The organism is Rhizobium sp. ZW T2_16, assembly GCF_044987325.1.
Classification (GTDB): Bacteria; Pseudomonadota; Alphaproteobacteria; order Rhizobiales; family Rhizobiaceae; genus Neorhizobium; species Neorhizobium cellulosilyticum.
The window spans coordinates 1-19,058 of record NZ_JBJDRG010000017.1; the positions used below are offsets into that span (position 1 = coordinate 1).

General features: G+C 57.9%; 21 protein-coding genes and 1 tRNA gene. 5 read left to right on the plus strand and 17 right to left on the minus strand.

What is annotated here, in order from left to right:
* The first annotated feature begins 200 nt into the window (after window positions 1-200).
* Window positions 201-575 carry a hypothetical protein gene (locus ACI3K0_RS24765; protein WP_183821867.1) on the plus strand — a complete coding sequence of 125 codons (375 nt, stop codon included), beginning with the start codon at window positions 201-203 and terminating at the stop codon, window positions 573-575.
* Window positions 576-640: 65 nt separating this feature from the next.
* On the opposite strand, the gene ACI3K0_RS24770 is transcribed toward ACI3K0_RS24765, so the two are convergent.
* The 4 genes from ACI3K0_RS24770 to ACI3K0_RS24785 form a co-directional block, all read right to left on the minus strand.
* Window positions 641-1,126 (minus strand): hypothetical protein, encoded by a 486-nt coding sequence (locus ACI3K0_RS24770; RefSeq protein WP_183821869.1) that lies wholly within the window; start codon window positions 1,124-1,126, stop codon window positions 641-643.
* Window positions 1,127-1,263: 137 nt separating this feature from the next.
* The gene (locus tag ACI3K0_RS24775) at window positions 1,264-2,886 is read right to left on the minus strand and encodes an ABC-F family ATP-binding cassette domain-containing protein (RefSeq protein WP_183821871.1); all 1,623 of its coding nucleotides are present in this window, start codon (window positions 2,884-2,886) and stop codon (window positions 1,264-1,266) included.
* A gap of 88 nt (window positions 2,887-2,974) precedes the next feature.
* Window positions 2,975-4,447, minus strand: coding sequence for a trigger factor (gene tig / locus ACI3K0_RS24780; RefSeq protein WP_183821873.1), 1,473 nt, complete (start codon window positions 4,445-4,447; stop codon window positions 2,975-2,977).
* Between the two features lie 159 nt (window positions 4,448-4,606).
* A tRNA-Leu gene (locus ACI3K0_RS24785) sits at window positions 4,607-4,691 on the minus strand.
* 643 nt (window positions 4,692-5,334) lie between these two features.
* On the opposite strand from ACI3K0_RS24785, the gene ACI3K0_RS24790 reads away from it, so the two are divergent.
* The 3 genes from ACI3K0_RS24790 to trmFO all read left to right on the plus strand — a co-directional run bounded on the left by ACI3K0_RS24790 (window position 5,335) and on the right by trmFO (window position 7,534).
* Entirely contained in the window at window positions 5,335-5,481 is a 147-nt protein-coding gene (locus tag ACI3K0_RS24790) for a DUF1127 domain-containing protein (protein ID WP_112507721.1), read from the plus strand.
* Window positions 5,482-5,796: 315 nt separating this feature from the next.
* On the plus strand, window positions 5,797-5,940 hold the full coding sequence (locus ACI3K0_RS24795; RefSeq protein WP_119940433.1) for a DUF1127 domain-containing protein: 144 nt from the start codon (window positions 5,797-5,799) through the stop codon (window positions 5,938-5,940).
* Between the two features lie 184 nt (window positions 5,941-6,124).
* A complete protein-coding gene (gene trmFO, locus ACI3K0_RS24800; RefSeq protein WP_183821875.1) occupies window positions 6,125-7,534 on the plus strand; it encodes a methylenetetrahydrofolate--tRNA-(uracil(54)-C(5))-methyltransferase (FADH(2)-oxidizing) TrmFO in 1,410 nt (469 codons plus the stop codon).
* On the opposite strand, the gene ACI3K0_RS24805 is transcribed toward trmFO, so the two are convergent.
* From ACI3K0_RS24805 to yajC, 4 genes are all read right to left on the minus strand, one after another.
* Entirely contained in the window at window positions 7,512-8,072 is a 561-nt protein-coding gene (locus ACI3K0_RS24805) for a hypothetical protein (protein WP_246435751.1), read from the minus strand. The genes trmFO and ACI3K0_RS24805 overlap by 23 nt on opposite strands.
* Window positions 8,073-8,112: 40 nt before the next feature.
* Complete coding sequence (locus ACI3K0_RS24810) at window positions 8,113-8,967, minus strand: phytoene/squalene synthase family protein (protein ID WP_183821877.1); 855 nt, start codon at window positions 8,965-8,967, stop codon at window positions 8,113-8,115.
* Between the two features lies 1 nt (window position 8,968).
* A complete protein-coding gene (locus ACI3K0_RS24815; RefSeq protein ID WP_183821879.1) occupies window positions 8,969-9,355 on the minus strand; it encodes an Mth938-like domain-containing protein in 387 nt (128 codons plus the stop codon).
* 113 nt (window positions 9,356-9,468) lie between these two features.
* The gene (yajC, locus tag ACI3K0_RS24820) at window positions 9,469-9,825 is read right to left on the minus strand and encodes a preprotein translocase subunit YajC (protein WP_148146415.1); all 357 of its coding nucleotides are present in this window, start codon (window positions 9,823-9,825) and stop codon (window positions 9,469-9,471) included.
* Between the two features lie 182 nt (window positions 9,826-10,007).
* On the opposite strand from yajC, the gene ACI3K0_RS24825 reads away from it, so the two are divergent.
* Window positions 10,008-10,880, plus strand: a complete 873-nt coding sequence (locus ACI3K0_RS24825) for an ATP-binding protein (protein ID WP_404946414.1) — start codon at window positions 10,008-10,010, stop codon at window positions 10,878-10,880.
* 132 nt (window positions 10,881-11,012) lie between these two features.
* On the opposite strand, the gene ACI3K0_RS24830 is transcribed toward ACI3K0_RS24825, so the two are convergent.
* The 9 genes from ACI3K0_RS24830 to ACI3K0_RS24870 all read right to left on the minus strand — a co-directional run bounded on the left by ACI3K0_RS24830 (window position 11,013) and on the right by ACI3K0_RS24870 (window position 19,023).
* Window positions 11,013-12,554, minus strand: a complete 1,542-nt coding sequence (locus tag ACI3K0_RS24830; RefSeq protein WP_183821881.1) for a LysM peptidoglycan-binding domain-containing M23 family metallopeptidase — start codon at window positions 12,552-12,554, stop codon at window positions 11,013-11,015.
* Window positions 12,555-12,678: 124 nt separating this feature from the next.
* A complete protein-coding gene (locus tag ACI3K0_RS24835; RefSeq protein WP_148146506.1) occupies window positions 12,679-13,320 on the minus strand; it encodes a protein-L-isoaspartate(D-aspartate) O-methyltransferase in 642 nt (213 codons plus the stop codon).
* An 8-nt stretch (window positions 13,321-13,328) separates the two neighbouring features.
* Entirely contained in the window at window positions 13,329-14,099 is a 771-nt protein-coding gene (gene surE / locus ACI3K0_RS24840) for a 5'/3'-nucleotidase SurE (protein WP_183821883.1), read from the minus strand.
* A 12-nt stretch (window positions 14,100-14,111) separates the two neighbouring features.
* Entirely contained in the window at window positions 14,112-15,392 is a 1,281-nt protein-coding gene (gene serS, locus ACI3K0_RS24845) for a serine--tRNA ligase (RefSeq protein WP_148146411.1), read from the minus strand.
* 50 nt (window positions 15,393-15,442) lie between these two features.
* Window positions 15,443-16,264, minus strand: a complete 822-nt coding sequence (tatC, locus tag ACI3K0_RS24850) for a twin-arginine translocase subunit TatC (RefSeq protein ID WP_148146410.1) — start codon at window positions 16,262-16,264, stop codon at window positions 15,443-15,445.
* Window positions 16,261-17,094, minus strand: coding sequence for a Sec-independent protein translocase protein TatB (gene tatB, locus ACI3K0_RS24855; RefSeq protein WP_183821886.1), 834 nt, complete (start codon window positions 17,092-17,094; stop codon window positions 16,261-16,263). The genes tatC and tatB overlap by 4 nt, the downstream gene beginning before the upstream one ends.
* Before the next feature lie 33 nt (window positions 17,095-17,127).
* On the minus strand, window positions 17,128-17,340 hold the full coding sequence (locus ACI3K0_RS24860; RefSeq protein ID WP_112507697.1) for a twin-arginine translocase TatA/TatE family subunit: 213 nt from the start codon (window positions 17,338-17,340) through the stop codon (window positions 17,128-17,130).
* Window positions 17,341-17,494: 154 nt separating this feature from the next.
* The gene (gene scpB / locus ACI3K0_RS24865) at window positions 17,495-18,223 is read right to left on the minus strand and encodes an SMC-Scp complex subunit ScpB (RefSeq protein ID WP_183821888.1); all 729 of its coding nucleotides are present in this window, start codon (window positions 18,221-18,223) and stop codon (window positions 17,495-17,497) included.
* Window positions 18,220-19,023, minus strand: a complete 804-nt coding sequence (locus ACI3K0_RS24870; protein WP_183822451.1) for a ScpA family protein — start codon at window positions 19,021-19,023, stop codon at window positions 18,220-18,222. The genes scpB and ACI3K0_RS24870 overlap by 4 nt, the downstream gene beginning before the upstream one ends.
* Window positions 19,024-19,058: the final 35 nt, after the last annotated feature.

Genomic DNA, 19,058 nt, shown 5'->3' on the forward strand with positions numbered 1-19,058 from the left:
ATTTGATGCTGGGCCCGGTTCCAAACGTGAGCCCGTATTTCCATCTTACCGGGGGCAACCACCCATGTCAGATATTGCTGAGGCAATGCCTTTGGGCAAACCGTCCCGCGATTACCCCATGTTCAAGCTACGTTAAGGCAGACTGACGCAATGTCCGCCATCGAAGCGCCAAGACAACCCGGCGCCCAGGGACGAAACACATGAAGAAGATCGCTCTTTCTGTCCTTTCCATTGCCATTCTCACCAGCGCCGCAATGGCGCCGGCAGGAACTGCGATGGCGCAATGGCGCGATGGACCGCCGCCCCGCTGGGACGACCGCAGGCCACCACCGCCACGCTGGGATCGCGACCGTGACCGTCATCATCGCCACCACGACAATACCGGCAAGGTCATTGCCGGAGGCTTGGCTGCAGGTATTGTCGGCGGCCTGATCGGCGGGGCCTTGGCCAATAGCGGCGGTCCCCGTTACGTGGAGCCACCACCGCCTCCGCCGCGCTGCTGGTTCGAGGATCAGCGGGTTCGCAACGCCTATGATGGCGGCTGGCATATGGAATCTATCCGCGTCTGCCGTTGAGGCATATCGCGAGCTTTTTGAAAGCCGTGCATTGCGCGGCTTTTTTTCATGAAATGGCGCTCCATTCATCGCGCCTTTTTCTTGCGGGCATAAATCAGGCAATTGTCGATCATGCTGACGCAAAGACCGTTCAGATCGGTTGCGGTGTTGTTGTCACCCGCGAACTCCATCTGCTTCAGCCTGTTTTCCGCGAATCGAAACTGCGTGCTGCAATTACCGCCCGAGGAACCGCTCGTCGACGTATTCACCGCGGGTATCGCGCCGAAAAGGGTGAAGGACGGATTGACGACGTTCCAGTTTCCGCGCGGCATGTCACGGCGATAGGCCCAGATCGTGCCGCCGTCGGCCGTCACAGTGCTTGCTGTCGGAAAGCCCGCACACATGCGAACATCGTCTTCATCCAGCCCGACGAGTTCAGTTCGCGCCGCGGCTATCGTAGAATTTTCACCGATAACCCGAGATGTGTCCGGAGGGATCGTGCAGGCGCCGAGCATCAGGCTCAAAATCGATAATCGGGCGAAAGCCCGCAAATGCAGTGTCTGAAAATTCATAATCCAACATCGCCGTTTTACCTTTACCAGCCACCAGAGGACTAGCTAGGCGCAAGGCGCTACGGATCAAGACATTCAAAACCAGTAACCGGCCAGAGAACCGATCACAATTTCCAATGTTGTGCTCGACGGGGACGTCAGGCGACAAGGCCGGGAGCTTCGTAACCGGTGCGCTCGACGTATTCGCGGTAGCCGCCATCATAACGATGGACGCCTTCGGAGGAGACTTCCAGCACGCGATTGGAAAGCTCGGAAAGGAAATGGCGATCGTGGCTGACGAAAAGCATCGTGCCTTCATATTCGGATAGTGCCTTGATCAGCATTTCCTTGGTATCGAGGTCGAGGTGGTTGGTCGGCTCGTCAAGAACGAGGAAATTCGGCGGATCGAACAGCATGGCCGCCATCACTAGGCGGGCCTTCTCACCACCCGAAAGCACGCGGCACCTCTTCTCGACATCATCGCCGGAGAAACCAAAGCAGCCGGCGAGCGTCCTGAGAGCGCCCTGCCCGGCACGCGGGAACTCCGATTCGAGCCATTCGAACACGGTCTGCTCGCCATCGAGCAGATCCATGGCGTGCTGGGCAAAATAGCCCATCTTAACGCTGGCACCGATCGCAACAGATCCCTGATCCGGTTCGGCCGAACCGGCAATCAGCTTCAGAAGCGTCGACTTGCCGGCACCGTTGACGCCCATGATGCACCAGCGCTCCTTGCGGCGAATGGAGAAATCCAGGCCTTCATAGATCGTCCTGCTGCCATAAGCCTTGTGAACGCCCTTGAGGTTGGCAACGTCTTCACCCGAACGCGGCGGTGCCTGGAATTCGAAAGCGACCGACTGGCGGCGCTTCGGCGGCTCGACGCGCTCGATCTTGTCGAGCTTCTTCACCCGGCTCTGAACCTGAGCGGCATGCGACGCACGCGCCTTGAAGCGCTCGATGAACTTGATTTCCTTGGCGAGCATCGCCTGCTGGCGCTCGAACTGCGCCTGCTGCTGCTTTTCGTTCTGCGCCCGCTGCTGCTCGTAGAACCCGTAATCACCTGCATAGGTATTGAGCGACCCGGCATCTATCTCGATGATCTTGTTGACGATCCGGTTCATGAACTCGCGGTCGTGCGAGGTCATCAGAAGCGCGCCGTCATAACCTTTCAGGAACTGTTCCAGCCAGATCAGACTTTCGAGATCAAGATGGTTGGATGGTTCATCGAGCAGCATCACGTCCGGGCGCATCAGAAGAATGCGGGCGAGCGCGACGCGCATCTTCCAGCCGCCTGAAAGCTTGCCGACATCGCCATCCATCATTTCCTGGCTAAAGGAGAGACCGGCAAGCACTTCGCGAGCCCGGCTTTCCAGCCCATAACCGTCGAGTTCCTCGTAACGAGCCTGAACCTCGCCGTAACGCTCGATGATGGCATCCATCTCGTCCACACGGTCCGGATCGACCATGGCGGCTTCGAGTTCGCGCAGTTCGGCCGCAACCGTGCTGACGGGACCCGCGCCATCCATCACTTCGGTGACGGCGCTGACGCCGGACATTTCGCCGACATCTTGATTGAAATAGCCGATGGTGACGTGCTTCTCGACCGAAACTTGGCCTTCATCGGGGATCTCACCGCCGGTGATCATCCGAAACAGTGTCGTCTTGCCGGCGCCGTTCGGGCCAACGAGGCCGATTTTTTCACCGCGATTGAGCGCAGCCGAAGCCTCGATGTAGAGAATGCGATGGCTGTTCGACTTGCTGATATTTTCGATACGGATCATGGCTCGGCAAACGTCAGTTGATGGGTTGTAGACAATAAAAAAGCCGGATCGTTGCCGACCCGGCTTTTCCAATCATTTTCTGCGAAGATTATTCGGCGCTGTCTTCAGCGGCCTTCTTCTTCGGAGCAGGCTTCTTCTTCGGAGCGGCTTCTTCGCCTTCCGCAGCTTCAGCCTTGGCCTTCTTCGGCGCAGCCTTCTTCTTGGCCGGCTTGTCGTCGCCTTCGGCTTCGTCGTCAGCCATCAGCTCTTCCTTCGTGACGGTCTTGTCGGTGACCTTCACTTCGGTAAGCAGCTTGTCGATGACCTTTTCTTCGAAGATCGGAGCGCGCAGCGAGTTGGAAGCACCAGGCGTGTTGCGGAAGAAATCGAGGATTTCCTTCTGCTGGCCCGGGAACTGCTGCAGCTGTGCATAAAGCGCGCGCTGCAGCTCTTCTTCGGTCACTTCAACACCAGCCTTCTCACCGATTTCGGAGAGAACGAGGCCCAGACGAACGCGACGCTCGGCAAGCTTGCGGTATTCCGCACGGGCTTCTTCCTCAGTCGTTTCTTCGTCTTCGAAGGTCTTGCCGGACTGGGCAAGATCGGTGTTGATCTGGCGCCAGATGTTGTCGAACTCGGCGTCAACGAGACCCTGCGGGGTGTCGAACTGGTACATTTCATCGAGCTGGTCGAGGATCTGACGCTTTACCTTCTGGCGTGTCAGGTTGCCGTACTGGCTTTCGATCTGGCCGCGAACGATTTCCTTCAGGCGATCGACTGATTCGATGCCGAGCTTGGAAGCGAGTTCGTCGTTGATTTCGACTTCGCCCGGAGCAGCAACATCCTTGACGGTGATGTCGAAGGTCGCTTCCTTGCCTGCGAGATTTGCAGCCGGATACTGTTCCGGGAAGGTAACCGTGATGACCTTTTCGTCACCAGCCTTAACGCCGACCAACTGGTCTTCGAAGCCCGGGATGAACTGGCCGGAACCGAGAACCAGTTCGGCATCTTCGGCAGCGCCGCCATCGAAGGCTACGCCGTCGACCTTGCCGAGGTAGTTCATGGTGACGCGGTCGCCGTTGGCGGCCTTGCCCTTCTTGGTTTCGTAAGTACGAGCGCTTTCAGCGATCTTGACGATCTGCTCGTTGACTTCTTCGTCAGCGATTTCGACGACTTCACGAGTAACCGTGATCTTGTCGGTCGACTTCAGCTCGATCGGCGGAATGACTTCGTAGGTGAGCGTGAACTCAAGGTCAGCCTGTGCGGACAGGATCTTTTCGGCTTCTGCCTGATCCTCGGTCATAGCGATCGACGGCTGGGTTGCCGACTTCTCACCGCGATCTGAGAGAATCTTGCCCGGACGGTCGCGGATGATCTCGTTGACGAGATCTGCCATGATCGACTTGCCGTAGGTCTTCTTGAGGTGCGCCAACGGCACCTTGCCCGGACGGAAGCCGTTGATGCGGACCTTATCCTTCGCATCGGCAAGGCGCACGTTCAGCTGTGCTTCCATCTCCTGCTTAGGGATGACAACTTTGATTTCGCGCTTCAGCCCTTCAGCGAGCGTTTCGGTAACCTGCATTTTCAAACCTTCATATCGTGGCGGCGGCACCAACTATCCGGCATCTCCAGCCGTTCAACAGTCAGCACATCGCCGGAACTTCAAAGAGACCAGCCGCGGCATTAAAGGCGCCGGTCGTTCGCCCTATTCTTTGGCTCAAGACCACACCTTGGCGGTGCTTGGTGCGGGTAGAGAGACTTGAACTCCCACGCCTTGCGGCACCAGAACCTAAATCTGGCGTGTCTACCAATTTCACCATACCCGCGCCCCAAACCGCGTCGAAATACCTCGTCGCCGGAGGCCTTCCAGAGCGCGCGTCTCTATATCATCCGTTTTCCTGCACGCAAAGGAAAAATGACAGGGACAAAAGAAGACTGTCAGAACAGGATGAAAGCGGGGGATATTCGTTCTGGCGGCGTCAGCACAATCTCCCAGACGCCACGTGCGCCGACCAAAACAGCCATGCACAGAAAGCATGCCATCCATTCAGCGTTTGCAGTGCACAATTTATCTTCCTTTATATAGGTTCAGCTTAACGAACGAAGCAGTGATCAGGCCGGGGCAAACGCCTCCTAAATGCGAAAGCTTTAAAGGCGGATTTTCCCGCAAGACATTCGGGGCACGCACTCCTCCTCCCAGCGTTGTCCCGTACAGACCGGCGAGACTCCTTCTCCCATTTGCCGGTCATTCATATGACGCCCACCGGACCTCCTCCCCCGGTGGGCGTTATTTGTTTCAGCAGTGTCTCCATCACCGAACATACCAGAGCCACGCACCTCCATATCGCAATGCGCCAGACGCATAGGTGGCATACGTAACGGGCGCTGTTTTTTGTGCAGAAGAACATTTAAAACGATTAGCAGATGAAGAGGGCGGATATGACGCCCACAGGGCAAAGGATCCCCACAATGAGCATCGCAAAGAAATTCAGCGACTGGCGCAAGTACCGCGAAACCGTTTCCGAGCTCGGCCGCATGACCGACCGCGAACTGGGTGACCTCGGCATCGGCCGTGCAGACATCCGCCGCGTAGCTCGGACTGCAGTCGGCTTCTAATAATACCTCGACTCTCCAGTCGGTCGAAAGCGCCTCCTTCGGGAGGCGTTTTTCGTTTGTGCAGTTCATTATTGCCTGGAAGCCTTTTCGCCTGCTGTTGAAACGCGAAATCGCTCTGTCTTTTGCTAGAATTGCCATAGCGCAAATTCTCAGCTCATTTTTCGCCCATCGCCCAGAAAAGCGACAATTCACCGCACAAATGCATGGCAGTTGCACATAATTTGCACTGCACATTCTTATTATTCGGTCGTATAAGAAGCACATCGCCGGAGCCGATAACGAGCGCCGGGAAAAAGACGACTTGAGGAAACCACCATGAACCCGATCCGCATCGCAAAGAACTGGGTCAGCTACCGCCGCACGATGAACGAACTCGGCAACCTGTCGAACCAGGCCCTCTCCGACATCGGCCTGACCCGTTACGATATCCGTAACATCGCTGCTCGTTCCTTCCGTTAATCCCTGACGGGGGCGGTATCCCAACCGCCGGAGGAACAAGTCTAGCGGCTGAAATGCCCAAGGATGATCAAAGGCACCTTCTCAGGTGCCTTTTTGATTCTAGTTCGCCTCAGGCGCCAAATTGACTTCGAATGAAGTGCTTTTTGATTCCTGTCGGCAGCTTGTCGTGATAATGACGCGGCCCATGACAGAGACATCCTATTCCCCCATTCACGTGATCGGCGGCGGCCTTGCCGGCTCCGAAGCAGCCTGGCAGATCGCACAGGCCGGCATCCCGGTCATCCTGCACGAGATGCGCGGCGTTCGCGGCACCGATGCCCATAAAACAGACGGCCTTGCCGAACTGGTGTGCTCCAATTCGTTCCGCTCCGATGATGCGACAGCCAACGCCGTCGGCGTGATCCATGCAGAGATGCGACTTGCGAACTCGCTGATCATCGCCTCGGCCGACAAGCATCAGGTTCCGGCGGGTGGCGCTCTTGCCGTCGACCGCGACGGATTTTCGGATGCGGTCACTGCCGCAATTTCCAGCCATCCGCTGATCACAGTTCTCCGAGAAGAAATCCAGGGACTGCCACCGAAGGAATGGGACCTGGCAGTGGTCGCCACCGGCCCCCTCACCTCGCCTTCGCTTGCCGCATCCATCCAGGCGGAGACGGGTGAAGACCAGCTCGCCTTTTTCGACGCGATCGCACCCATCATCCATCGCGATTCGATAGATATGGATACATGCTGGTACCAGTCGCGCTACGACAAAGTCGGCCCTGGAGGCAACGGCAAAGACTACATCAACTGCCCACTCGACAAGGATCAGTACGACGCCTTCGTCGACGCCCTGATCGCCGGCGATACGGTCGGGTTCAAGGAATGGGAAGGAACACCCTATTTCGATGGCTGCCTGCCGATCGAGGTGATGGCGGAACGCGGCCGCGAAACCTTGCGCCACGGACCTATGAAGCCGATGGGCCTCACCAATTCGCATAACCCGACGGTCAAGGCCTATGCGGTCGTGCAGCTGCGCCAGGACAATGCGCTTGGCACGCTCTACAACATGGTCGGCTTCCAGACGAAGCTGAAATACGGCGCGCAAGCAGAGATTTTCCGCATGATACCCGGCCTGCAGAATGCCGAGTTTGCGCGGCTCGGCGGCCTTCACCGCAACACCTATATTCAGTCGCCGATCCTGCTCGACAAATCACTGACGTTGAAAAGCCGGCCCGGCTTGCGCTTTGCCGGCCAGATCACCGGCTGCGAAGGGTACGTGGAAAGCGCCGCGATAGGCCTCCTTGCCGGACGATTTGCGGCTGCCGAGCGGAAGGGGGAACCGCTTGCGCCACCTCCTGCCACCACAGCCTTTGGCTCGCTTCTCGGCCACATCACCGGTGGCCACCTCATTCATGATGAGGAGCCCGGCAAACGATCCTTCCAGCCGATGAATATCAATTTCGGCCTTTTTCCAGAACTCGAGCCCGGCTCGATCGTCAAGCCGGAAGGCGTCAAACGTTTTCGTGGCAAGGACAAGACCGTTATGAAACGGCAGTTATTGTCGGCGCGGGCGCTGAAAGATTGCGCTAATTGGCTCGGTCTGGCGTAGAGGCATCACCATCGGCGGCGGCCATTTCACGCCCGCCATCCGGCTGGCCGTCGTCGCTGATTTTACCTGTAACGCTGACATAATTGTCGAGCAGCCAGAGAGAAACTTCGGCTGCTTCACTTTCCTTCACGAATACAAATTCGCCATTCAATGTCGGTGCATCGAGAAATTCAGCAACGAACCCTTTAGCATTTGCCAAGGGAACGATCCGCACTCGACCGGGCTGGATGAGATGGCAGGCATAGTGGTTGCGTCGATTACGCATGAAGCCCGTCTTGTCATTATGCAAGCGAACGAAGACATCACCATCCTTTGTGCCATGCAGGCTGCGAATCGCTTCTTCCGGAAAGGCCCGGCCGAATTCGAGGATTGCGGTCCCGAGATCGTAACGCCCCTGTTCGTCGTTCCTACGGGCAATTCGCCTTATGTAGAAAACGAGAATGAGAATCAGCGCAACGATCGTGATCCAGATGATAAGGGCACTCAAACCGCTTCTCCTAGGCATAGAAGGTTTGGGGGGCAGGTTTTTGGGTTGCATAGTGCCTAACGCGCGAGGCTTGCGCGAGTGTTATGTCGCATCAGAAGCGGCGAAGCAGCGTCGCTTTCATCATGCTGATCTGGCGACGCCATTGCGGTTGCTGCAATCCACCGAAAAGCGCCGAAGCGCCCAGTTTTCTGGCCCGCTTCAAAATGTGCTCCGCCAGAGAGACGGGCAAAAAGGCCGGAAAAAGTGGTTTGGCGATCGGCCCTGCATGGCGGGCCTTTTGCAAATGCTCCAACCCTAGGCCGGAAAAAGCCTCGATCGCTGCCGAGATACGCGTCTTGTCCTCGCCGGCCAAAAAGCCGTCACGATCAAGGCCTGTTGCGGAAAGGATATCGAGCGGGACATAGATCTGCCGCCTGCGGTTATGGATCGGCAAAAGCATCAGCAAGCCGGCTATCGACTGTGCCACGCCCGCATGCCCGGCAGCATCGGCCGATTGAGTCGCATCTTCGGGTGACAAGACAAGACCAGCAAGCTGGATCAAAGCCGATGCTGTCTCACCCGAATAGCCCTCCAGCGCGTTTTGGTCGGGCATGGCATCGTCATAGAGGTCGAAGATGCGTGCCTCTGTCATGGCAACCAGTGTTTGCCGTGGCAAACGATAACGGTCTATGGTCTCCAGCAGACCAGCGGCGAGCGGATTGCCGCCGGTATCTCCTGCGGCTCCACCTTCCAAGAGATCCCGCCACCATTGCAGGCGGATTTCGCCGGGGAGCGGCTCACGCACCACGTCGCGAACGCGGGCAATTTCCGCATTGAACGCATAAAGTGAGGCAAGTGCACCCCGCTTGTCTTCAGGCGAAAGAAGACAGGCCAGATAACGGTCGCGGTCCGTCTCCCGCAGCATGGAGAGGCAAAGCGCGCCGTTTTCGGAAAGGGTATCGGTCATGTCAAACCGCGATGAGAGCCGCCGCGACAGCGCGGGATTCGGCCAGCATGATGTTGAATGTGCGCACGGCTGCACCGGTGCTCATCGGATCGGAAGAGATGCCTCTGGACTTCAGCGCAGCTTTCACGTCAGCGGGTATAGGCCTGAGGTTGGCCCCTGCGCCGATCAGCAGCACTTCGATGCCGGATGCATCGGCCAGTACGCGCTCCAGAGAGGCGATCGTCAGGAGATCGCCCTCCCGCATGTCCCAGCCATGAATGCCAGAGGGCAAGCATAGAATGGAGCCGCGATGGGACATGTCAGCGAAACGGAAACCACCATTGCCGTAGGCATCGATCGGCGCGCGGCCCGGAAAATGAGCGTCTCGGATTTCGATGCCTTTCGCCATTGGCATGGCTTCCTTCCAGAACAACTTTGCCCGGATCAAGCCTCCGTCGGATAGACAGAAACGATCCGGGCAATCAGGTAGCCGACTTTCGAGCAAGCCGGTTATCGTGCCGCTTACTTGGTCGGAGCAGATTCGGTCTTGACCGGTTCGCCCTTTACCTTGACTTCGGCGATATAGGCACGCTGGGCGCGGATCTTGACGCCTTCGGCGATTTCGACTTCCAGTTCGTTGTCGTCGATGACCTTGCTTACCTTGCCCGTGATACCGCCACCGAGAACGACCTGATCGCCACGACGAATGTTATCAAGCGTTTCCTTGCGCTTCTTGGCCTGGGCACGCTGCGGACGGATGAGAAAGAAATACCACACCACCATCAGGGGTGCGAACAGCATGACCATCTGCAGGATGGAATCGGTGCCCGAGGGGGCTGCTGCGCCACTCGCCTGGGCGAATGCTTCGGTAATGAACATCGAGAACTCCTAAAACTACCGGAGACTCCCCGCCCCCGTTCAAGCCGCCGGAATATAGTTGCGATGGCCCGGAATGCAACAGAAAGCGGCAATTTGCGTACCGAATCCACGGCTCAAAGCCTTTCTATGCAATGACGAGCGTGTTACCCGGCCCGAAACACAGGAAAAGGAAGGGCAGCGTCATGAGCGAGGACATTAACGCACAGGTGCTTGCCGAAATAAGGCGCCTTGCCGATGCGGTCGAACGTCTTGCGGGACCGCCTCCCGCAGTCAACGACTGGGATGCCGCCGATTGCTTCGTCTGGGTGCCATCCAACCTGAAACTCCAGCCAGTGCCGCGGCCGAACCGTATCGCGTTGACGCTGATCCGCGGGGTCGATCATGTGCGCGATATCCTGCATGAAAACACGCTTCGTTTCGCCGAAGGATATCCGGCAAACAATGTGCTTTTATGGGGCGCGCGCGGCATGGGCAAATCGTCGCTCGTCAAGGCCGTGCATGAAGATGTGCGTGTTGCAACCGGCTCATCGCTCAAACTCGTAGAGGTTCACCGCGAGGATATCGCTTCACTGCCCGGCCTTCTGGACATTCTCAAATCATCGAAACGGCGCGTCATCCTTTTCTGCGACGACCTGTCTTTCGACCATGACGACACCGCCTACAAGTCGCTCAAGGCCGCGCTCGACGGTGGCATAGAGGGGCGACCGGACAATGTGCTCTTCTATGCAACGTCCAACCGTCGCCATCTCCTGCCCCGCAACATGATGGAAAACGAGCAATCGACGGCCATCAATCCCTCGGAGGCCGTGGAAGAAAAAGTCTCGCTTTCCGATCGTTTCGGCCTGTGGCTCGGCTTCCACAAATGCAGCCAGGACGATTATCTGGCAATGATCGACGGATACGCAGCACATTTCAACCTGGGCCTGGGTCAAGAAACACTTCACGCCGAAGCACTGGAATGGGCAACGACACGCGGAGGCCGTTCGGGTCGTGTGGCCTGGCAGTACATTCAGGATCTCGCCGGCCGACTGCGCAAGCCGCTGGATCGCATATAACGCCACAAAACTCGATCGCCAGGGCATAATTCCGGAAAGAACAACGGCTGCCGCTTCTACTGGATCAAGTGAAAAACGCAAAAAAGCCCGGCAGAGCCGGGCTTTTTCGTTGTCCCCTTGAAACGCACTACATTATTCAAGGTAGGTATTCGGATTGACCGGCGTTGCGTCCTTGCGGACCTCGAAGTGAACCTGCGGACGCTGTGCGTCGCCGCTCATACCCGAAGAAGCAAGCGTCTGGCCGCGGGTAACCTTCTGGCCACGGGTCACGTTGATCGCGCTGGCATGGCCGTAAACGGTGACCTTGCCGTCGTCGTGACGTACGAGCACGGTGTTGCCGAGTTGCTTCAGACCATTGCCTGCGTAGATAACGACACCGTTTTCGGCTGCCTTGATCGGCGTACCTTCCGGAACCGAGATGTCGATACCATCATTGCGGCTGCCATTGACGTTGGAGCCGTAGCCGGCAATGACCGCGCCATTGACCGGCCAGCGGTACTTCTCGATCCCCGTGGACTGTGGGGCGACAGACGCAACATCAGCTTTCTTTTCGACTTCGCTGAGCGATGCATTTTCTGCAGCGGCAGGCTTGGATGGTGCTGCTACGGCAGGCTCAACCTTGGCGACGGCCGGCTGCTGCGGAGCTGCAGCCTTCGGCGCTGCGTGCATAGGCTCGGCAGGTTTCTGCGGAACCGAGGCAGTGCGAACCGGGTCGGTCATGCCATTGGCAACCTTGAGCGTCTGGCCGATACGAACGGTGCCATCGGTCATGCCGTTCGCAGCCTTCAGCGCCTCGACCGATGTGCCGGTTTCGCGGGCGATCTTGGTCAGCGTGTCGCCGGGCTTGACGGTGTATGTGCCACCAATCGGCTTGCCGCCAGGAGGCGTGATCTTGCCCGGCTCCGCCAGCGACTTGTCACGCGACGGCAGAACAGCGAGCTTCTGCTCGGACTGGTTTTCCGGTGCATGTGCATTGTTCTGAAGATCGATATCGCTAGCGGCAGTCTTGGCAGTATTGCGCGCAGGACCAAAGGTCGGAATTACGACCGACTGGCCGGCTGCGAGCGTACCGCCATTTGCCCGCAGGATTTCCTTTTCAGGAACGCCATAACGGTTTGCCAATGTCTTGGCAGACTCGCCTGGCCTCAGCGTGACACGCGGCGCATTGACCGTTGACCAGCCGGACATCGGCTTGACCGTGCCGGTTGTCAGGTTGTCTGCACCACGAACCGGAGCAGTGTTCGACTGCTGCGGAAATGGCTGAGCCATGGCCTGCTGGCGCATCGAAGAATCGGATCCGGACACCGGAGGAAGACTGCTTGGAGCAGACAGCTCCGAACGCTGAACGCTCGAAGGCGCGGAAGCGACGCGCGCCGGCGACGAATAGCCACCCGAAGGCGGATAAGACGGAGACGAAGCAACGTTATTCGAACCGTACTGCGGCTGCATGCCCTGAGACGAAGACACGTCACCACGCGGAACCGGAGCCTGACCGTATGCACCACCTCCCTGCCGCTGAGGAATGGATGCCGTGGTCATATTGTCCGTACCGTCGAACAGACCGGAAAAACGCGTAGCGTCTGAACTGCAACCGGTCGCAGCGCTGGCCAGCAAGGCTGCCGCTGCGAACTTTACAACGGATGTACCGAACTTGGATGAACTCTTGAAACGCATTGACTCGACCTACTCATGACGCCACCATCATGAGAGTCATTAAAACCTGTTAGTCTTACTGGCAGGTTAAGGCGCCGCACCAAAAGTCGGTATTTTGTCAAATTGCTAACCATGCCAACCAAGCTCAGAGAGCTTCGGCCACGTGCGGAACAAGCGGAAGATAGGGGGCCGGGAACAGATCCTCACGCTCGAAACGGCTGCCGGTCTTGGTCAGACGCGTCATGAGGCAGGTCTCGTCATCAAGGATGAGCGGAGCGATCATGGAGCCGCCATGCGTGAGCTGCTCGGCATAAAACCGCGGTAAAGTGGTAAATGCGGCAGTCACCAGAATGCGGTCGAAAGTTCCCTCACCCGGCTGGCCGTTGCTACCGTCCGCCTGTCGAATGATGACGTTGCGAAGACTCAGTGCGTCCATTCGGGCGTTGGCTGCCGTAACCAGCGTGCGGTAACGCTCGACGGTCGTCACGCGCTCGGCAATTCGCCCCATCACCGCAGCGGTAAACCCACTACCTGTGCCAATTTCGAGCACACGATGACCAGGCTTTACCTGCAGACGATGCAGAAGGCGCACAGCGAGGTCGGCGCCTTCCATAAAGGCACCGCAATCGATCGGGATCGTGCGGCTGGAATAGGCTTCCTCGGCCAGCGGAGCTGGTACGAACTGGGAACGAGGTGTCTGCTCCACGGCTGTCAGAAGATCCAGATCGGAGATGCCCTCGGCCCGCAGGCGCAGGACGAGTGCAGCAAACCCTTCTTTTTCGACCATCCCAGTTTTCAACCGGCAACTCCTGCTCCCAGCGCGGATGCCAAGCGATCCTGAACCGAATAATCGGTCAGGTCCAGCTTAAGCGGCGTTACGGAAATCTTGTTTTCCTTAAGCGCCTGGATATCCGTGCCGTCACGGAAATTTCCTTTCCGCTCCGAAAATTTCAGCCAGTAATAGGGTCGGCCGCGACCATCCTCTCGCGCATCTATCATCAGGCCGAAATCGAGCTTTCCTTGTGAAGTGACCTCTACACCCTTCACTTCCTCCGGCGCACAATGCGGGAAGTTCACATTGAGGAAAGTTCCGTCAGGAAGCTCGACCTCTATCAACTTGCGAAGAAGATCGGCAGCGTATGATTCGGCAACTTCCCATGGCGTGAAACGGCCATTTTCCTTACGCGCAGCCTGGCTTATCGCGATCGAGCGCACGCCCTGAAGCGTTCCCTCGATCGCACCAGCGACCGTGCCGGAATAGGTGATGTCGTCGGCCATATTGCCGCCGTCGTTTATGCCCGATAGGACGAGATCGGGTTTGCCGCCCATGATCTCGCTGATGGCCATGATGACGCAATCTGTCGGCGTGCCGCGCAGTGCATAACGCTGGTCGTCGATCTTCCTCAGCCGAAGCGGCTCGGACAGGGTCAGCGAATGCGCAAGACCGCTCTGGTCCGTCTCCGGCGCAACGATCCAGACATCGTCAGAAATCGTCCGTGCAATCCGTTCCAGGACGCCAAGACCTTCTGCGTGGATACCGTCATCGTTGGTGAGCAGAATGCGCATCGTGATATATCCTTATGCCTTCTCGATCTTGGTCAGGCCGCCCATGTAAGGCAGAAGCGCATCAGGAATTGTGACGGAACCGTCTTCGTTCAGGTAATTTTCCAGAACCGCGATCAGGCAGCGACCGACGGCAGTACCCGAACCATTCAGCGTATGAACGAAACGAAGCGCCTTCTCGTCCTTGACGCGATAGCGCGCGTTCATGCGACGGCCTTGAAAATCGCCGCAGACCGAGCAGGACGAAATTTCGCGATAGGTGTCCTGTCCCGGCAACCAGACCTCGATGTCGTAGGTCTTGCGAGCGCCAAAGCCCATATCGCCGGTGCAAAGCGTCATGGTGCGGAAATGCAGGCCCAGACGCTTCAGAACATTCTCGGCGCATTCCGTCATGCGCTCGTGTTCAGCGATCGCGCTTTCCGCATCGGTGATGGAAACCAGTTCGCATTTCCAGAACTGGTGCTGGCGCAGCATGCCGCGCGTATCACGGCCGGCAGAACCTGCTTCCGAACGGAAGGACGGCGTCAGCGCGGTAAAGCGCAGCGGCAGTTTTTCCTGCTCAAGCGTTTCGGCCGAAACGAGATTAGTCAGCGTCACTTCGGCCGTCGGAATAAGGTAACGGCCGTCGGTCGTCTTGAACAAATCTTCCTCGAACTTCGGCAACTGGCCGGTGCCATACATGGCCTCGGCCTTCACCATCAGCGGTGAGGAGACTTCCGTATAACCGTGCTCCATGGTGTGCATGTCGAGCATGAACTGGCCAAGCGCCCGCTCAAGACGGGCGAGCTGGCTGGTCAGAACCGTGAAGCGTGCACCCGACAGCTTCGAGGCGCGATCGAAATCCATGTAACCGAGCGCTTCACCGATATCGAAATGCTCCTTCGCCGGATGGTTCCAGCGCGGCTTTTCACCAACGACGCGTTTCACGATATTGTCGTGTTCGTCCTTGCCGACCGGCACGTCATCGAGCGGGATGTTGGGAAGACGCGACAGCGCGTCATCAAGCGCAGCAATTGCCTCGCGCTCTTGCTGCTCCGCGGCGGGCATGGTTTCCTTGATCTCGGCGACTTCTGCCTTGAGCTTGTCCGCCAGTTCAAGGTTCTTCTGCGCCATGGCAGCGCCGATCTCCTTGGAGGCAGCGTTGCGGCGGGACTGCATGTCCTGAAGCTTCTGGATTATACTGCGGCGACGTTCATCCATCGCCACGAGTTCAGCGGCCATCGGCCCGGCGCCACGCTTGGCGAGCGCCTCATCAAGAGCCTGTTCGTTTTCACGAATCCATTTGATATCAAGCATAATCCTAGCCTTCAACGCGAGACGCCGCGCGCATCAGGCCAGGAAAATCCTCAAGCCTTATCGGTCTCGGCGACTTCCGAGGAAGATTCTGCAGTTTCAGAATCTTCACTGCGTTTGCGCTCGACGAGTCGCGCGGCATAGATGGAAATCTCGTAGAGAAGGATGGTCGGTATAGCAAGACCGATCTGAGACATCGGATCCGGCGGCGTCAGGATTGCTGCGGCAATGAACGCGATGACGATCGCATACTTGCGCTTTTCCTTCAGCCAGTCGCTTGTCAGCAGACCGACGCGGGCGAGCAGCGTGGTGACAACCGGCAGCTGGAAGACCAGACCGAAGGACAGGACCAGCGTCATGATCAGGCTGAGATATTCCGACACGCGCGGCAGAAGCGAAATACCGACTTCACCTTCGGTCGGAGCCTGCTGCATCGCAAGGAAGAACCACATCACCATCGGCGTGAAGAAGAAATAGACCAGTGCGCCGCCCAGAAGAAACAGGATCGGTGATGCGATCAGGAACGGCAGGAATGCAGATCGCTCGTTCTTGTAGAGGCCGGGCGCGACAAACTTGTAGATCTGCGACGCGATCACCGGAAAAGCGATCACCAATGCACCGAACATCGCGACCTTCACCTGGGTGAAGAAGAATTCCTGTGGGGCGGTGTAGATCAGTTCGGACTTGGCGATATCCAGCCCCGCCCAAACCACAGCCCATTTGTAGGGAATGACGAGCAGGTTGAACAACTGCTTGGCAAAGAAGAAGCAGACGACGAAAGCGATGAAGAAGGCGCCGATCGACCACATCAGTCGGGTGCGCAACTCCATCAGGTGTTCGATAAGCGGCTGCGGCTTGTCCTCGTAGTCGCTCATGCTTCGTCCTTCGGAGTATCAGTCTTTTTGGGCGTGCGCTTGCGGGCGGGCGCCTTGGTAACCGGTGCCTCAACGGCAACGGATGCGGTTTCGACAGTCTTCTTCGGCGCGGCCTTGGCCCGCTTGGGCCTTTCAACCACAGGTGCGATTTCTGCAATCGTCTTGCTGGAACCCGCAGAATTCTTGGAAGACTTGCTGCGCACCTTGGCTTCTCCGCCGGCCTTCACCACCGACGTGCGGGGTGCACGAGGTTTTGCAACGGCAGCCTCTACCTTGGCCGGCGTCGCAGCCACAGGCGCAGCTTGAGCGAGGTTTTTCGCATCGGCAACAACGGGTACCGGCGTTACCGGGGCTGACACCGTATTTGCGGCTACAGCTGTAGGAGCAGCTGTTGCAGCGGCTGCCGGCTCGACGCTTGCCGGAACTTCAGGAGCAGCAGAAATCGGCTCGGCCCCTTCGATCGACTGCTGCGCCTCAGCATCTGTCGGTGAAAGTTCGGTCGTGTTTTCGGCGAGAGGACTAGGAATCTGCGTCGCCTTCTGCAGGTCCGACTTGATATCCTGCCCCATCTGCCTCAGCGGATTGATAGCATCACGCAGGGCATTTGTCGGATTAAGCTTTTGCGCATCCGATATGGTTTTGCGGACGTCATCCATATCCGCTTCACGCAAGGCTTCATCGAACTGCGTGCGAAAATCACCAGCCATCTTGCGGAAGTTGGCTGTCATTTTACCAAATGCGCGGATCATGGGTGGCAGATCCTTCGGACCGACCACAACAATAAGTACGACCGCAATGACGAGCAGTTCGGTCCAACCGATATCAAACATGCAACGAAGCTCCTGAAGCCCCTACCCGTTCCACTAGGACCGGGTGGTTTCCTTCGCCTCGTCAGCCTTGTGGTCGACGGTCTTCGCAGTGGTCGTTTCCGGGGCGTCCTCGTCGGTCATGCCCTTCTTGAAGCTCTTGATACCCTTTGCGACGTCGCCCATCAGCTCCGGAATCTTACCGCGCCCGAACAAGACGAGCACGATGACCAGAACGATCAACCAATGCCACACACTGAAAGAACCCATTAGTCCAACTCCAATTCGAATTAGTCTTCGATGTAAGCGCTTTGTGGCGCTTTTTCAAACAGCAAATTTGCATGATACATCGCTAATCACGCGCTCGTTAGCGCCATGCGAGATCATTGGCCGCCGATACACGCTCTGCGATAAATTGCGAAAACTAATCGTCCGAAGCACCGCCAGGGCTCAGCAGACCTAGTTCCTCAAGATCAAGCTGAGTGATTGGATCTTCTTCATCCGACAGATCAGTATCCGCACCCGGCATGGGAATATGGAACCCCGGCGGTATACGGCCGCTTAACAGGCCGGCACCCTTCAACTCTTCCAGTCCGGGAAGATCACGCAGTTCCTCGATACCGAAATGATCGAGAAAATCCGTTGTAGTCCCGAGCGTGACCGGGCGACCGGGCGATCGCCTGCGACCGCGAAAACGAACCCAACCGGCCTCCATCAGCACGTCCAGCGTACCTTTGGAGGTTTGAACGCCACGGATATCCTCGATCTCCGCGCGGGTGACAGGCTGATGATAGGCTATGATCGCCAGCACTTCGAGCGCTGCACGCGACAGCTTCCTGACCTCGTTATCATCCTTGCGGATAACGAAGGAAAGATCGGGAGCCGTGCGGAAGGCCCAGCAATCTGCCATGCGGACAAGATTGACGCCCCGGCCGGCATAATTTTCTGCAAGTCGGCCCAAAAGCGCCGGGATATCCGTTCCGCGCGGCAGTCTGTCGACCAGAAATCGCTCAGGAACAGGCTCGGCCGAGGCAAAAATCAGTGCCTCGGCGATGCGCTCGGCTTCGAGGTCCGAAAATCCCCCGCCATGACCGTCATCCACATCGTGACCAGCGTTCGAAAAGATTTCGATTCCGTCGGTTCCGGACGTCATTCGCCACCTCCAGGCACCTGGGCGGATCGCTGCCGGTTGCCACCACGAAGATAAATCGGCTGGAAGGCGCCGTCCTGGCGTATTTCCAGCTTCCCCTCACGCACGAGTTCCAGAGACGCGGCGAAGGCGCTTGCCGTTGCCGTTACCCGATCCTCAGGCGGCAGATAGGGAAGCAGATAGGTCTGCAATGCCGTCCAGTCAGCGATCTCGCCCAGCATGCGCGTCAGCAACTCTCGTGCATCCACCAGCGACCAGACCTTACGCCTCTCGATCGTGACCTGGGTGATCGCCGTGCGCTGCCGAAGGTTGGCGTAGGCTGACAAGAGATCGTAGAGGCTCGCATCGTAGGCGGATTGAACGCGATGCGGAATATGTTCCGGCGCGCCACGGGCAAAGACATCACGTCCCAGCCGGTTGCGATTGACAAGCTGGCTTGCCGCTTCCCGCATTGCCTCCAGGCGCCGCAAACGAAAGGCAAGTGTCGCCGCCATCTCTTCGCCGGTCGGACCATCATCACCCTTGACCTGCTGAGGAATGAGCAGGCGTGATTTCAGGTAGGCAAGCCAGGCCGCCATCACCAGATAGTCGGCGGCGAGCTCTATGCGCACACGCCGCGCGCTATCGACGAAGAGAAGATATTGTTCTGCAAGCGCGAGCACGGAGATGCGGGAGAGATCCACCTTCTGGCTACGGGCGAGATGCAGGAGAAGATCGAGCGGACCTTCGAATCCGGCAACGTCGATGACAAATGCCGGGTCGTCGGCAGCACGTTCGGACACGTCCTGCCAGAGCTTGTCCATTGGAATGGCGCCCTGCCCCGAATTCCCCGCCAAAC